This is a genomic window from Novosphingobium sp. BL-S-20 (assembly GCF_055521635.1).
Window position 1 is genome coordinate 1,336,340 of the sequence record NZ_CM145494.1, and the last position, 14,227, is coordinate 1,350,566.

Below are 14,227 nucleotides of genomic sequence, written 5' to 3' on the forward strand. Positions count from 1 at the left end.
GGGCAGCGGTAGCGCGCTTTTCTCCGGCCGCGTTTCAAAAATGCCGCATCGAAAGTCTTCGCGGCGGCTTTGACTTTCGCAGGACAGTTCCCCGAACCAATTCGCCGGGAGGGCGCGACAAAATGTTACCCGGCAGCACCTTGCGGCGTCTTCGCAGACGCGGCATCAGCCTCGCCGCGATGGCGTGAATTCTTTTATTGGCGGAGTGTTGATTTGCGGTGCGTGCATCTGGCCCCTCTGCTTGGGTCGCTGGTCGCGGGCGTTTGCCTGCCGGCCCTGGCCCAGGCTGAAACTGTCCCGCTGTCCGCGGCGGGGGTAGCTCTTGGCGGCGCGGCGGTGTCGGGCGATCCGGTCGATGTCACGCCTCCCGAGGATGAGGAGAAGAAGGACGATCCGCTGGAAGTGACGAGCGGCGACATCGTCGTCGTCGCGCCGCGCATCCGCGGGCAGCTTGAGGTTCCGAGCGCGCCGATCGCGACGTTCGACGAGGGTGACATCGCCGCCTATGGCGCGGATTCGATCGGCGACCTGATCGATGCGATCTCGCCCCAGACCGGAAGCGGGCGTGGGCGCGGCTCTGGCATGCCGGTGATCCTCGTCAACGGCCAGCGCATCACCAGCTTCCGCGAGATGCGCAACATCCCGCCCGAGGCGATCCGCAAGATGGAAGTCCTGCCCGAGGAAGTGGCGCTGCGCTTCGGCTATCCCGCCAACCAGCGGGTGGTGAACCTGATCCTCAAGGACCGCTTCTCGGCGACCACGCTGGCGGGCGAATACAACCGCCCGACCCGCGGTGGCTACGACAATTACGAACTCGAAAGCGGGCTGGTGAAGATCGCCGGGCCGCGCCGCTACAACTTCAATGCCAAGTATACCGACACCTCGATGCTCACCGAGAATGAGCGGAACGTGCGCCAGGCGGACGGCTCGGTGCCCACGGTGGCGGGCGACCCGAACCCGGCGCGCTATCGCAGCCTTGCTGCTGCCGACGCCGAACTGGTGCTCAACGGCACGATGACGCAGAGCCTCGGCGAAAGCGGTCTGGGCGGCGCGATCACCGCCAACGGGTCCTACACCCGTTCGAAGATGACCACGCTTTCGGGGCTGGATACCGTCACGCTGGAATCGCCGTCCGGAAGCGAGGCGGTGCGTGCTCTGCCCGGTCCGCTGCGCTCGCAAGTGGTGACGGACATCTTCGAGGCCGGTCTCGGCTACAATACGATGATCGGTTCGTGGATGTTCAACGTCACCGGCGACGGCAGCTATACCGACGCCGAGACGCATACGGACAAGCGCCGCGATCTCTCCGGCTTGCAGGCGGATGCGCTGGCCGGGACGCTCGCTATCGACGGTCCCCTGCCGCTGGTGCCGGGGGCGGGGCGCGACTTCGCGCGCAGCCGCACCATGGCGCTGTCCTCGCTGGCGACGCTCTCCGGCATGCCGTTCCATATGCCTGCGGGGGATGCCAACCTTACCGTCAAGGGCGGCTACGATTTCAGCCGGGTCCGCAGCACGGATACGGCATCGAGCGGCCCCGCTGTCCGGCTCAATCGCGGCGACCTTTCGGGCGGCATCAATCTCGCACTCCCGCTCACCAGTCGCGGCGATTTCCTGGGCGGGATCGGCGATCTGGCGCTCAATCTCAGCGCGGGGCTGAACCATCTCTCGGACTTCGGCACGCTGACCGACTGGAGCGCAGGACTCACCTGGTCGCCCACCAGAAAGCTGACGATCCAGGCCAGCTATCTGTTCGAGGAAGCCGCGCCCAGTCTGGCGCTGCTCGGCGCGCCGAACGTGCTGAGCTATAATGTCTCGGTCTACGACTTCACCAAACGCACTACGGCGCTGGTGACGGTGCTGACCGGCGGCAACCCTGATCTCGTCAAGGAGACCCAGCGCGACATCAAGCTGTCGGCCACTTGGGAACTGCCGTTCATGGAACGCTCGAACCTGCTGGTGGAATATTTCCGCAATCGTTCCTCGAACGTCAGCGAGGCGTTTCCGATGCTGACGCCTGCCGTCGAGGCGGCATTCCCCGGTCGTGTCGAGCGCGACGAGAAAGGCAACCTGACCTATATCGACCGGCGCGCCGTGACTTTCGATGAGGAAGTGAGTTCGCGCATCCGCTGGGGCCTCAATTTCCAGGGCAAGCTCGGCAGCGATCAGGCTCCGAGCGGTCCTCCTCCGGGCGCTCCCGGCGCAGGCAAGCCCGGCCAGAATGCCGCGCCCCGTCCGGCGGGGCCGCCGATGATGGGACCTGGCGGCAAGGGCGGGCGCTGGAACTTCTCGATCTACCACACCTGGCGCTTCACCGACCGCGTGACCCTCGCGGACGGGGTTGCACCGTTCGACCAGCTGAACGGCGAGGCGCTCACGGCGGGAGGCGTGCCGCGCCATGCCTTCGAGGCCGAGGGCGGTATGTTCCGCAATGGCTACGGCTTGCGTCTCAAGGCCGAATGGGAAGCGCCCACCCACGTCAACGGCAGCGGCGCGCCGTCGAGTTCCGACTTGCGCTTCGGCAGCACGTTCGACGTGAACCTTCGGCTTTTCGCCGACCTCGGCCGGAACGAGGCGCTCGTGGCGAAGATGCCGTTCCTCAAGGGCGCGCGGGTCTCGCTGGTGGCCGACAACCTGCTCGATTCGCGGCAGAAGGTCACGGATGGGAACGGCGTCGTGCCGATCGCTTATCAGGCCGCCTATCGCGAGCCGCAGGGCAGGGTGCTCGGGATCGATCTGCGCAAGATGTTCTGAGGATTCATCGCGGCCGGGTCTACCCGATCCGGCCGCGATGTCCTATCTGGCGCTCATGGCGCGAACACCTGCCGGAACTCCCGAACACCCCCAGGGCACCGAACGCTTCAACGAGGAGCGGGCGACTTTCGCGCTGCGCGGCTCCGACCAGCCCGATCTCCAGACCGGGGTCGAGGCGATCCGCGAAGTGGTGCGCACTTTGCCCGCCAAGCCCGGCGTCTACCGCATGCAGGACGCGCGCGGCGACGTGCTCTATGTCGGCAAGGCCCGCGTGCTGCGCAACCGCGTGACCAACTACACGCAGTGGGAACGCCTGCCGATCCGCCTGCAACGCATGGTCAGCCAGACGCGCAGCATGACCATCGTCACCACCAATTCCGAGGCAGAGGCACTGCTGCTGGAAGCGCAGCTCATCAAGCGCTTCCGTCCCGCCTACAACGTGCTGCTGCGCGACGACAAATCGTTCCCCTTCATCCTGCTGCGCGCTGAGCACGAGTTCCCGCGCATCATGAAGCATCGCGGCGCGCGCAAGATGAAGGGCAACTATTACGGCCCCTTCGCCAGCGCCGGTTCGGTGAACACCACGATCAACGCGCTCCAGAAACTGTTCCTGCTGCGCTCCTGCACCGACAGCTTCTTCGCGAGGCGCGACCGGCCCTGTCTGCTTTACCAGATCAAGCGCTGCTCAGCGCCTTGCGTCGGGCGGATCGACGAGGCGGGATACGGTGAACTGGTGAAGGAGGCCAAGGACTTCCTCGGCGGCAAGTCCAGCGCGGTGCAGAAGAAGATCGAGAGCCAGATGGCCGAAGCCGCCGAAGCGCTCGACTTCGAGCGCGCGGCCATGCTGCGCGACCGTCTGCGTGCGGCGACCTTCATTCAGGGCAGTCAGGCGATCAACGCCGAGGGCATGGACAGCGCCGACATCTTCGCCATGGCCTGTAAGAACGGCCAGATCGGCGTGCAGGCCTTCTTCATTCGCGGCGGCCAGAACTGGGGCCACCGCGCCTTTTTCCCGACGCATACCGAAGGGCTTTCGGAAGAGGAGGTGTTCCAGAGTTTCCTCGCCCAGTTTTACGAGGAAGTGCCGCCTTCGCGGACGATTCTGGTCGACCGCGAATTGCCCGAGGCCGAACTCATGGCCGAGGCTTTCCGCGAGCTGGCGGGCGGCAAAGTCGAGATTTCGGTGCCCCAGCGCGGCAGCCGTCGCCGCCTGATGGATCAGGCCGTGCGCAATGCCGTGGAGGCGCTCGACCGCCGCATGGCCGAGCGCGGCTCGCGGGCGAAGATCTGGCGCGAGATGGCGGAATTCCTCGAACTGCCCGACCTGCCGCAGCGGGTGGAAGTCTACGACAACTCGCATATCCAGGGCAGCAAGGCGGTCGGCGCGATGGTGGTGGCGGGGCTGGAGGGCTTCCTCACCAGCCAGTACCGCAAGTTCAACATCCGCGAGGCGCAGTCGAACGACGACTTCGCGATGATGCGCGAAGTCATGACGCGCCGCTTCGGGCGGGTGCAGGAGGAAGACCCCGAACGCGAGAGCGGCACCTGGCCCGACCTCGTGCTGATCGACGGCGGCAAGGGCCAGATGAGCGCGGTGAAGGACGCGCTGGAAGAACTCGGCATCGAGGACGTGAACCTCATCGCCATCGCCAAGGGGCCGAACCACGGACGCGAGGGGCGCGAAGTGTTCCACTTCCCCGATGGGCGCGAGAAGATGCTGCCGGTGAACTCGCCGCTGCTGTTCCACCTCCAGCGGTTGCGTGACGAAGTGCACCGTTTCGTCATCGGCGCTCACCGGGCCAAGCGCAGCCGGGCGATCACCGCCAGTCCGCTCGACGAGATTCCCGGCATCGGTCCGGCCCGCAAGCGCGCGCTGCTGCTGCACTTCGGCACGGCGGGCAAAGTGCGCGCGGCGAGTCTGGCGGACCTCCAGCGGGCGCCCGGCGTCAGCGCGGCGGTGGCACAGACGATCTACGACTTCTACCATCCGAACGGCTGAAATTCCCGCTTTCGCAAGATTCTGCATGTTCGGCCCGGGTGGTCCGTAAGTTTCAGATTAAATTATGAAAAGTGGAAACGCAGTTTTGCCAATTGCCTGAATCGCGGCTAGGGCAGTTGTATGGCTGACAGTGATAGCAATTGGCGACTTTGGGGTGAACGGGACCCCTATTACGCAGTTCTTACCGATCCGCGCTTCCGCGGTGGTAGCATAGAGGATAATCGCAAAACTTTCTTCGAAAGCGGTGAACTCTTCATTCGGCACTGGCTTGCACAGATAGAGGCGCACTTTGGTGCTTTACCGCGCGGGCGGGCGCTCGATTTCGGCTGCGGGGTTGGACGGTTGACGCTTCCGTTGACGGACCATTTCGAATCGGTAGTCGGCCTCGATATCTCCCCGGCCATGTTGGAGGAGGCGCGCCGCAACAGTGTCGGCCGCCGGATCGACTACCTGTTGTCGGATGATGCCCTGTCCCGCGCGGAGGGGCAGTTCGATTTCGTGAACAGTTTCATCGTGTTGCAGCACATTCCGGTCAAGCGTGGGCTGAGGGTGCTGGACCGGTTGCTTGACAGTGTCGGCCCAGGCGGTGGCTGCCTGATCCAGTTTTCGATCCGGCGTCGGCACGGCTGGCGGCATGAATTGCTTTATCGACTGCGCCACCGCGTACCCGGCGGGCAAGCGCTGATGAACCTGCTGCGCGGCAAGGCGGTCGATGCGCCAGCGATGCAGATGAATGAATATTCGCTGGATGTTGTGCTGCGCCGGTTCCACGAATGCGGCTTTGCCGACATGCTGGTACGTTTCGAGGACCATGGCGGAACAGATACCGCGATGATTCTGGCGCGACGAGGCTGACGGGACAGCAAGCGTCCGCAGCGGTCCCGGGTTCGATACGAACGACCGACTCTGCTCGACGAACAGCATTTACGGCGGGTGGTGGTCCCGAGCGCTTCAGGCTACTACGCGCACATCCAGCGCGCGCATCACCGCGCGAAAGCCCCCGTTCTGCCTATTTCGCTGATCGGTCTTTCGGAGCCTTCCTGACCATGCGTTTTACCCTGCGTAACCTCACCACGGCCGGTGCCGTGATTGCCTTTGCCGTTTCCGCGGCCTTCTCCTCGCAAGCCTTTGCCGCATCCGTGCCGCCTGCCGCCTTGGGTGCGCCGGTGCCGCTGGCCGAGAGCGTGCCGAGCGACCTGCCGCGCAACGCCCGCCCGACGCACTATCGCATCGAAGTCACCCCCGATGCCGAGAAGCTGACGTTCACCGGCCAGGTCTCGATCGACCTCACCGTCTTCACCGCCAGCGATTCGCTGACTCTGAACGGCAACGGTCTCACCGTCTCCGCCGCGAAGCTGGTCGCCGAGAACGGCACGCAAATTGCGCTCCAGACCAGTGCCGACGAAAAGACCCAGACCCTGCGCTTCGCCGCCGGAAAGGCCATCGCTCTGGGCAAGTACCGCCTCGACGTGACTTATGCGGGCAAGATCGGCACGCAGCCCTCGGGCCTCTTCGCGCTCGACTATCCTGACCGTCGCACCGGCAAGGAGGTGCGCGGCATCTTCACCCAGTTCGAGGCGCCCGACGCCCGCCGCTTCGTCCCCAGCTTCGACGAACCCAGCTACAAGGCGACCTTCGACCTCACCGCCGTCGTCCCCGCCGACCGCATGGCCGTGAGCAACATGCCGGTAAAAGGGCAGGAAGTGCTCCCCGGTGGCCTCAAGCGCGTGACCTTCGGCACCACCCCGAAGATGAGCTCCTACCTGCTGTTCTTCGGCATGGGCGACTTCGAGCGCAGCGCCATGAAGGCGGCGGACGGCGTGGAAGTGGGCATTGTCTCGCCCACCGGCAGCGGCGCGAAGGCGGACTATGCCCGCGACGGTCTCGCCCAGATCCTGCCCTGGTACGACGACTACTTCGGCGTGAAGTTCCCGCTGCCCAAGCTCGACAACATCGCGGCCCCCGGCTCGTCGCAGTTCTTCGGTGCGATGGAGAACTGGGGTGCGATCATGACTTTCGAGCGCATCCTGTTGCTCGATCCCGCCGTGACCAGCCCCTCCGGCAAGCAGAGCATCTACAGCGTCCAGGCGCACGAAACCGCGCACCAGTGGTTCGGCGATCTGGTGACGATGGCCTGGTGGGACGACATCTGGCTGAACGAAGGCTTCGCCAGCTGGATGGCCGACAAGGTCACCGATCACTTCAACCCGGACTGGAACTGGAAGCTGAACGGCATCGACGGCCGCGAAGGCGCCATGGCGCTCGACGCGCTGCCGACCACGCACCCGGTGGTGCAGAAGGTCCGCACCGTTTCCGAGATGGAGCAGGCCTTCGATTCGATCACCTACCAGAAGGGGCAGGCGGTCATCTCGATGCTGGAGGACTACGTGAGCGCCGATACCTGGCGCGCGGGCATGCAGACCTACATGCGCAACCACGCCTATTCCAACACCAGCAGCCGCGACCTCTGGGCGGCGATGGAATCGGCGGGCGGCAAGGATGTGGACCTCATCGCCGAGGCCTTCACCCATACGCCGGGCGTGCCGCTGCTGCGTGTGAACGTCTCGGCCTGCGCGGGCGGCAAGACCCGCCTCGACCTGACGCAGGACGCCTTCTCGCTCGATCCTTCGACGCGGGGCGGCGAGAAGCCGACCTGGCCGATGCCGCTGCTGATCCGTGCCGGCAACGGCGAACCCATGCGCCACCTGATGACCGGCCGGACCGAGAGCCTGACCGTCGACAGCTGCGATGCCGTGCTCGTGAACGCAGGCCAGCTTGGCTACTACCGCACGCTCTACGACGGCAAGGCGCTCGATGCGCTGATCGCGACGTTCGGCTCGCTGGCGCCGATCGACCAGTATGGTCTGCTGCGCGACAATCTCTCGCTGTCGCTGGCCGGTTATCAGGACATGTCGGCGGGCCTGCGCTTGCTCTCCTCGGTCCCCGGTACGACCGACGCGACGCTGGCGGGCAAGGTCGTCGGCCAGTGGGAAGGCGTCTATGGCCTGCTCGACGACGCCAAGGTCAAGGACAAGCTCGCCGCGCGCATCTCGAAGACCTGGGCGCCGCGCCTCGACACGCTCGGCTTCGATCCGGTCGCGGGTGAACCGCTGACCGACACCAAGCTGCGCGCGCAGCTGATCGACACGCTTGGCTCCATCGGTGACAAGCGTGTCGTGGCCGAAGCGCGCCGCCGTCTCCAGGGCCTCGCCGCCGATCCCAAGTCGCTCGACGGCCCGCTCAAGGCGACCTGGCTCGGCGTCGCCGCCACCAACGCCACCCGCGCCGACTGGGACCTGCTGCGCCAGCAGGCCGCCAAGGCGGGCAGCTTCGTCGAACGCCAGCTCTACTACACAGACCTCGGCATGGCGCGCGACGAGGCGATCGCCAAGGATGCCCTCGCACTCGCGATTTCGGGCACACCGGACGCGACCAGCGCCTCGCAGATCATCGCTACGGTCGGCCGCGCGCACCCGGAAATGACCTTTGATTTCGTCCGCGAGCATCAGGCGGCGATCGACGGGCTGATCGAACACTCGGGCCGCGCGCGCTTCTTCGCACGCATCGTTGCGTCGAGCACGAATCCGGAGATGGTCGGCAAGATCGAGGCCTATGCCGCGACGCTTCCGGCCGACGAGGCGAAGCCGGTGGTGCAGGCTCTGACCGGGCTGAAGGAGCGTCTGGCCAATCGTCCTCGGCAGCGGGTTGAGGTTGCGGCTTGGGTTAAGAAGGCGAAGTAAAAAAGAGGGTAGATTCCGGGGGATGATCCCCCGGACCCTCGGAATGTCGTCGTCGTGCGCTACCTATCCGGTGTGCGCTCCCTGCGGCGCAGCCAATAAGTCTCCCGACGCAGCCATGAGCGCACAACGGATTTGGTCCGCGTGACCTAAACGGTATTGGGGGTGCAGGGGGTGTTGACCCCCTGCTTCTCCCTTACTTTCTGAACCTGCGAAGCACCCGCCAGGCCATAGCCTTGCCCTGGTTCCGCGCAGGCCACCGTCCTGTCCGGCGCGGCGTCAGTCCAAGCCCCCGCAGCCATCCGTTGAACGCCCGCGCGTCCGCTTCGGCGAAGCTCCATTCCGAGCGCCAGGTGATCGACAGCGAGACCGAGGGCGCGGTGCCGTTGCGCACGAAGTGCGGCGCCATGACCGGCACGTAGACGGCTTCTCCCGGCGAGAGCGCGAATTCGGTGCCGCCGGGGAGCAGGTCGTCGCGCCATTTGAGTTCGCGGCCGCCGCCGGTGTGGTAGGTTTCGTGCACCTGGTCCGGCGCGAAGCGGGGATCGCCGGCGGGGAACTGGGTCATGACCTTGGTGCCGCGCAGTTGCAGCAGGATATTGTGCTCGGGATCGAAGTGGTAGGGGGTGACGCCGCCTGCGGATGTGACGAAGGCGAAGGCCTGTAGCTTCATCATCCGGCCGGTCTTCGCTTCGATGGCGGGGCGCAGTTCGGCCAGGAGTTCTTCGAGCAGGCGGGCGTAGTCCGGGTGCTGTTCGATGTTCTTGATGACGGCCCAGGAGTTGGTCGTCTCGATCTCGCGGATGGTGCGGCAGATGGGAATGCCGGTCGGCGCTGGCTTGCCGTCGACGCCGAGGGGCTGGTTGCCGAAGTTGTACTCGACCGAGGCTGCGGGCAGCGATTCCGCGAGGGTGGCCAGCGCTTCCAGCGTCATCAGGGGGTGATCGCCGAGGGCGTGGGGCAGCTTGTGCGGCACTTCGGGGTAGTTCGCGGCGAAGCGGGCGCGGGTTTCCTCGGGGAAGACGGCGGTGCTGGCCGTTTTCGAGAACAGGTTCACGGGCGTTATCCTGCGGGGCTGCGCGCGATCTCGGCGCGGACGAAGTGGCGGAACAGGCGGCGGCGGATCGGGCTGCCGATGGCGATGGAGAGGCGCGCCATGGTGCGGCGTTCGCGCCAGAGGTGGTCGATCATCGGGTGGTCGGCGGCGGCGCAACTGTCGGTCCAGTCGATGTCCGCGCGTTCGAGAATGCGCAGGTTTTCGCGCTGGAGCAGGACGCCGGGGGAGAAGCGGGAATAGTCCTCGTCGAAGGCGGTCTTGAAGGAATAGGCGCCCGGCGGGGTAAGGAAGCTGGCGAGCATGGCGATGGGGCGGCCGTCCAGCGTGAGGGCGAGGCGTTCGAGGCGGCCGCGCTCGGCGGCGCCGTGCAGGCTGTCGCGGAAGAGGCTGTTGGTGGCGGCTTGGTTCGCCAGTGCGGAACCGGCCTTGCCTTTCCAGCCCGAGGCTTCGAGCGCGAGGAAGGCGTCGCACCATGCGGCCACATCGTCTGCGTCTGTGCGCCGCTCGACTGCGAGCGTTCCGAGTTCGGCAAGCCGGCTGGCCTGACGACGCAGTTCCTTGCGCTTCTTACCGGAAAGCGAGGTTTCCAGATAAGCATCCGGCGCGAGTTGCGAGGCGAGCAGGGCGCGGTCCTCGCGCGAGACGACTTCAGAGTGCCGATGCTGGTCGGTCAGGACCTCTGCAAGCGCGGCATGAAGCGGGCCTTCGAGCGGCAGGCCGCGCAAGTGCAGGAACAGCGCCCGGCCTGCCGTCTGGTCCGCCCAGTCTAGCACCGCGCGCCAGAATGCGATTTCCGCGCCGCGCCGGACCAGTGGAGCGCCGCAGAAGCAGTTGTCGTGGAGCCAGCTTGCGAGGTTCGGCACCGGCCAGCGATAGTAGCGCGGGCTGCGCAGGACCGGCAGCAGTCCGGCAAGCCGTCCGCCCATTTCGAAGCGCAGGATCGTGACGGCTTCGGTCTGCGGCAGGTGGCGCAGCGAGGGGAGGAGATACCAGCTTTCGAAAAAGGGATTGGGTTCGCTGGCTTCGAGGGCGAGGCGATCCCAGGCCGGAATCTCGTCTTCCAGCGTCCGCCAGGGCACGCAGCGCAGCGAAGGGGCCGCCGAGGCGGTCTCTTCGCGAACCGAATGGGCCTCTGGGTCGAACATGGTCTCGCCTGCTTATCCTCGGGGGCGGTCTAGCGCATCGCTCTCAAGGAAGTGCTAACGCGGGCATGTAAAAGCCCCGGCGGATCGCTCCGTCGGGGCCTTCTTTCGATCAGGTCCGCTCAACCCGCCGCCAGTGCCGCCAGCAGCAGCAGGGCGACGATATTGGTGATCTTGATCATCGGGTTCACCGCAGGCCCGGCGGTATCCTTGTAGGGATCGCCCACGGTGTCGCCGGTAACGGCGGCCTTGTGAGCTTCCGAACCCTTGCCGCCGTGGTGGCCGTCCTCGATGTACTTCTTGGCATTGTCCCAGGCGCCGCCGCCCGAGGTCATCGAAAGCGCCACGAACAGCCCGCCGACGATCACGCCGAGCAGCAGCGCGCCCAGCGCCGCGAAGCCATTTTCCGTGCCCGCGACGGCGGAGATCGCGAAGTAGACCACGATCGGCGCCAGCACCGGCAGCAGCGAGGGAACGATCATCTCCTTGATCGCGGCCTTGGTCACGAGGTCCACGGTCCGCGCGTAGTCGGGCTTGGACTCGTAGGTCATAATGCCGGGATTGGCCTTGAACTGCTCGCGCACGTCCTTGACCACGTCGCCCGCCGCGCGGCCCACGGCGGTCATGCCCATGGCCCCGAACAGGTAGGGCAGCAGCGCGCCGAGCAGCAGGCCGACGATGACGTAAGGGTTCTCCAGGCTGAAATCGACCGAGAGTCCGGGGAAGAACTCACGAAGGTCGGTCGTATAAGCGGCGAAGAGCACCAGCGCGGCAAGGCCCGCCGAGCCGATCGCATAGCCCTTGGTCACGGCCTTGGTGGTATTGCCCACGGCGTCGAGCGCGTCGGTCTTCTCGCGCACCGCGTCGTCGAGGCCCGCCATTTCGGCGATCCCCCCGGCATTGTCGGTGACGGGACCGTAAGCGTCGAGCGCGACGACCATGCCCGCTAGCGCCAGCATCGCGGTGGCCGCATAGGCGATCCCGAGCAGCCCGGCGAGCTGGTAGGCGATGATGATGCCCGCCACGATCACCAGCGTCGGCAGCGCCGTGGCTTCGAGGCTGATCGCGAGGCCCTGGATCACATTGGTGCCGTGGCCGGTCTCCGAGGCCTTGGCGATCGAGCGTACCGGGCGGTAGCCGGTGCCGGTGTAGTATTCGGTGGTCCAGATGATGAGGCCGGTGATGACGAGGCCGAGCAGCGCGCAGTAGAACAGCGTGCGGCCGGTGAAGCCGGTCTCGCCGATCGCCGCGTTGATGCCGCCGAGGGCATAGTCGATCGCCCACCAGATCGCCGGGACCGAGAGGACCGCCGTGACGAGGAAGCCCTTGTACATGGCCCCCATGATGTTCTGCGAACCGCCGAGCCGCACGAAATAGGTGCCGACGATCGAGGTGACGATGCAGACGCCGCCGATCAGCAGCGGCAGCGCCATCAGGCCGGAGAAGTTGTCGATGCCCTTCATCAGGAGGGCGGTCAGCACCATCGTGGCGCCGACGGTGACGACGTAAGTCTCGAACAGGTCGGCGGCCATGCCGGCGCAGTCGCCCACGTTGTCTCCCACGTTGTCGGCGATGACGGCGGGGTTGCGCGGGTCGTCCTCGGGAATGCCCGCCTCGACTTTGCCCACGAGGTCGGCGCCGACGTCGGCCGCCTTGGTGAAGATGCCGCCGCCGAGGCGCGCGAAGATCGAGATCAGCGAGGCGCCGAAGGCGAGGGCGGTGAGGCCCTGGACCACGGTGCGGTCCTCTCCGCCGACGTCATGCCCGCCGGGGCCGGTCAGATACCAGTAGAACACCGCGATCGCGAGCAGCGCCAGCCCGGCGACGAGCATGCCGGTGATGGCGCCCGCGCGGAAGGCCAGCGTCAGGCCCGGCTGCAACCCGGTCTGCGCGGCGGCGGCGGTGCGCACGTTCGAGCGGACCGAGATGTTCATGCCGATGAACCCGGCGACGCCCGACAGGATCGCGCCGATGACGAAGCCGATGGCCGAGACCGTCCCCAGCGTGACGACGATGATGAGCGCGACGACGATGCCGACTATGGCGATCGTCGAATACTGGCGCTTGAGGTAAGCCTGCGCGCCTTCCTGAATGGCCGCGGCGATTTCCTGCATCTTTTCGTTGCCGGCTGGCGAGCCGAGCACCTGGCGGCTGGTGACGAAGCCATAGAGAATGGCCAGAAGCCCCAGGACAATTGCGATCGTGACTGGATTCACAAAACGCCCCCTTTTTCCCAACGATGTACCGACGGGTTCTCCCGTTCTGAAGGTAAAGGGCTATAGACAAGCACGATTACTGGCAAGCGACTTCGTTTGCGGGCGATTTTCTCGGAATGGGAAGAGCGTGGGTGGTGGGCAGTTTGGTGACGGCATTGGGTTGATTGCGGATTAACTTCCGCCGGGCCTCAACCTCATCCCGCTCAGGCTGAGCTTGTCGAAGCCCGCCCGCAACGCCAGAGCATCAGGCAACCGGACCGCAGCGCCAAGCCTCGAGGCCTTCGACAGGCTCAGGCTGAGCGGTCAGCTTTGGGTGGATGGCGATCATTGTCGCAATCGTGAGCGAAGGTCTGCAATCCGAAGTTTCGGTTCAAAAGCCGCCCTTCCGGACACGCCGACAAAGCAGACGTTGATATCAATCCGACACGCCCGTAGCATTCAACAATGATATTCATTCGTGCAACGCTTCGTCTCTGCTTGACCATCGGCTGCAATGCCGACGCTATGATGCCGATTTTCGATGTTAGTCGCGGCAAAGCTTTGGAGTTTCTCTCTATCTCTTGTGAAGAGTCATGACTGCAGCCATCTCCATCGGGACATTGCTAACGCAAGTGCCAACCGGCGAAGACCGGATTTTTCGCGCCCCCATCACCGGGGCTATCGAGGAGCGATTTTTCAAGGTTCACGGCAACCGGGATTATATCCTCTGGCCTGATTGGCAAAACCAGCCGTCGATGGAACAGTCTCCATGGACAGGTGCTCGAACCATGCAGCGAATATCGCTTTCAACGCTTCCGTCGCCATTTGTGACGTTTGCAGGTGCTTCAGAACACCTCACAGACTTTTACTCCACCGCAGGCCATGTCTGGTTCCTTTCCGACCGTTTAGTGAATTTAATCGAAACTTTGGACCCAGGATCGCTCGACTGTCTTCCGATGACGATTGAAACTCAGGATAACGCCATCCCGTTTCACGCCGTGATGCCAGCGCGCAACATAGAAGCAGTGGATCCGATGCGCACAAATGTACGAATAGTCGACAAGAACTACTCTGGTCACTGGATTCGTAGCGTGGATTTCCCGGAGACCGTCGTGTTTCGATCTGAAGTTGTGAAAAATCTCCATACGTTTTCCGACATTGACATTCGTGGATGGTTTTGGTCTCGCGAACTCATTGAAGCGGCTATAAAATCCTGCATCAAGGGGCTATATACAACAACGATCGGCGGGCAATCACGTCAGGTGCATAGATTATAAGAGTCACCTATCCCGACATTGATGCCGTAGCGCTCGAAGCTGGGACGGCTTGAAAGCCGCCGTTCATTC

General features: G+C 64.9%; 8 protein-coding genes. 5 read left to right on the forward strand and 3 right to left on the reverse strand.

Annotated elements, in window-relative coordinates; genetic code table 11:
- Positions 1 to 222 precede the first annotated feature (222 nt).
- From ACZ1II_RS14125 to ACZ1II_RS14140, 4 genes are all read left to right on the forward strand, one after another.
- Positions 223 to 2,751 (forward strand): TonB-dependent receptor, encoded by a 2,529-nt coding sequence (locus ACZ1II_RS14125; protein ID WP_465147002.1) that lies wholly within the window; start codon positions 223 to 225, stop codon positions 2,749 to 2,751.
- Between the two features lie 37 nt (positions 2,752 to 2,788).
- Entirely contained in the window at positions 2,789 to 4,750 is a 1,962-nt protein-coding gene (uvrC, locus tag ACZ1II_RS14130; protein ID WP_465147003.1) for an excinuclease ABC subunit UvrC, read from the forward strand.
- 120 nt (positions 4,751 to 4,870) lie between these two features.
- Positions 4,871 to 5,605, forward strand: a complete 735-nt coding sequence (locus ACZ1II_RS14135) for a class I SAM-dependent methyltransferase (RefSeq protein WP_465147004.1) — start codon at positions 4,871 to 4,873, stop codon at positions 5,603 to 5,605.
- A 191-nt stretch (positions 5,606 to 5,796) separates the two neighbouring features.
- Positions 5,797 to 8,490, forward strand: a complete 2,694-nt coding sequence (locus ACZ1II_RS14140; protein WP_465147005.1) for a M1 family metallopeptidase — start codon at positions 5,797 to 5,799, stop codon at positions 8,488 to 8,490.
- A gap of 193 nt (positions 8,491 to 8,683) precedes the next feature.
- On the opposite strand, the gene ACZ1II_RS14145 is transcribed toward ACZ1II_RS14140, so the two are convergent.
- From ACZ1II_RS14145 to ACZ1II_RS14155, 3 genes are all read right to left on the reverse strand, one after another.
- The gene (locus ACZ1II_RS14145; RefSeq protein ID WP_465147006.1) at positions 8,684 to 9,544 is read right to left on the reverse strand and encodes a transcriptional regulator; all 861 of its coding nucleotides are present in this window, start codon (positions 9,542 to 9,544) and stop codon (positions 8,684 to 8,686) included.
- Positions 9,545 to 9,549: 5 nt separating this feature from the next.
- Entirely contained in the window at positions 9,550 to 10,689 is a 1,140-nt protein-coding gene (locus tag ACZ1II_RS14150) for a GNAT family N-acetyltransferase (protein ID WP_465147007.1), read from the reverse strand.
- Positions 10,690 to 10,808: 119 nt separating this feature from the next.
- Entirely contained in the window at positions 10,809 to 12,902 is a 2,094-nt protein-coding gene (locus ACZ1II_RS14155; RefSeq protein WP_465147008.1) for a sodium-translocating pyrophosphatase, read from the reverse strand.
- Positions 12,903 to 13,474: 572 nt separating this feature from the next.
- Between ACZ1II_RS14155 and ACZ1II_RS14160 the strand changes: the two genes are divergently transcribed.
- On the forward strand, positions 13,475 to 14,158 hold the full coding sequence (locus ACZ1II_RS14160) for an imm11 family protein (protein ID WP_465147009.1): 684 nt from the start codon (positions 13,475 to 13,477) through the stop codon (positions 14,156 to 14,158).
- The last annotated feature ends 69 nt before the right edge of the window (positions 14,159 to 14,227 follow it).

Bases quoted from the DNA above. Each gene is read 5' to 3' on its own strand.
- ACZ1II_RS14150 (WP_465147007.1), bottom strand. From the start codon at position 10,689: ATGTTCGACCCAGAGGCCCATTCGGTTCGCGAAGAGACCGCCTCGGCG.
- ACZ1II_RS14160 (WP_465147009.1), top strand. From the start codon at position 13,475: ATGACTGCAGCCATCTCCATCGGGACATTGCTAACGCAAGTGCCAACC.
- ACZ1II_RS14135 (WP_465147004.1), top strand. From the start codon at position 4,871: ATGGCTGACAGTGATAGCAATTGGCGACTTTGGGGTGAACGGGACCCC.
- ACZ1II_RS14140 (WP_465147005.1), top strand. From the start codon at position 5,797: ATGCGTTTTACCCTGCGTAACCTCACCACGGCCGGTGCCGTGATTGCC.
- uvrC (WP_465147003.1), top strand. From the start codon at position 2,789: ATGTCCTATCTGGCGCTCATGGCGCGAACACCTGCCGGAACTCCCGAA.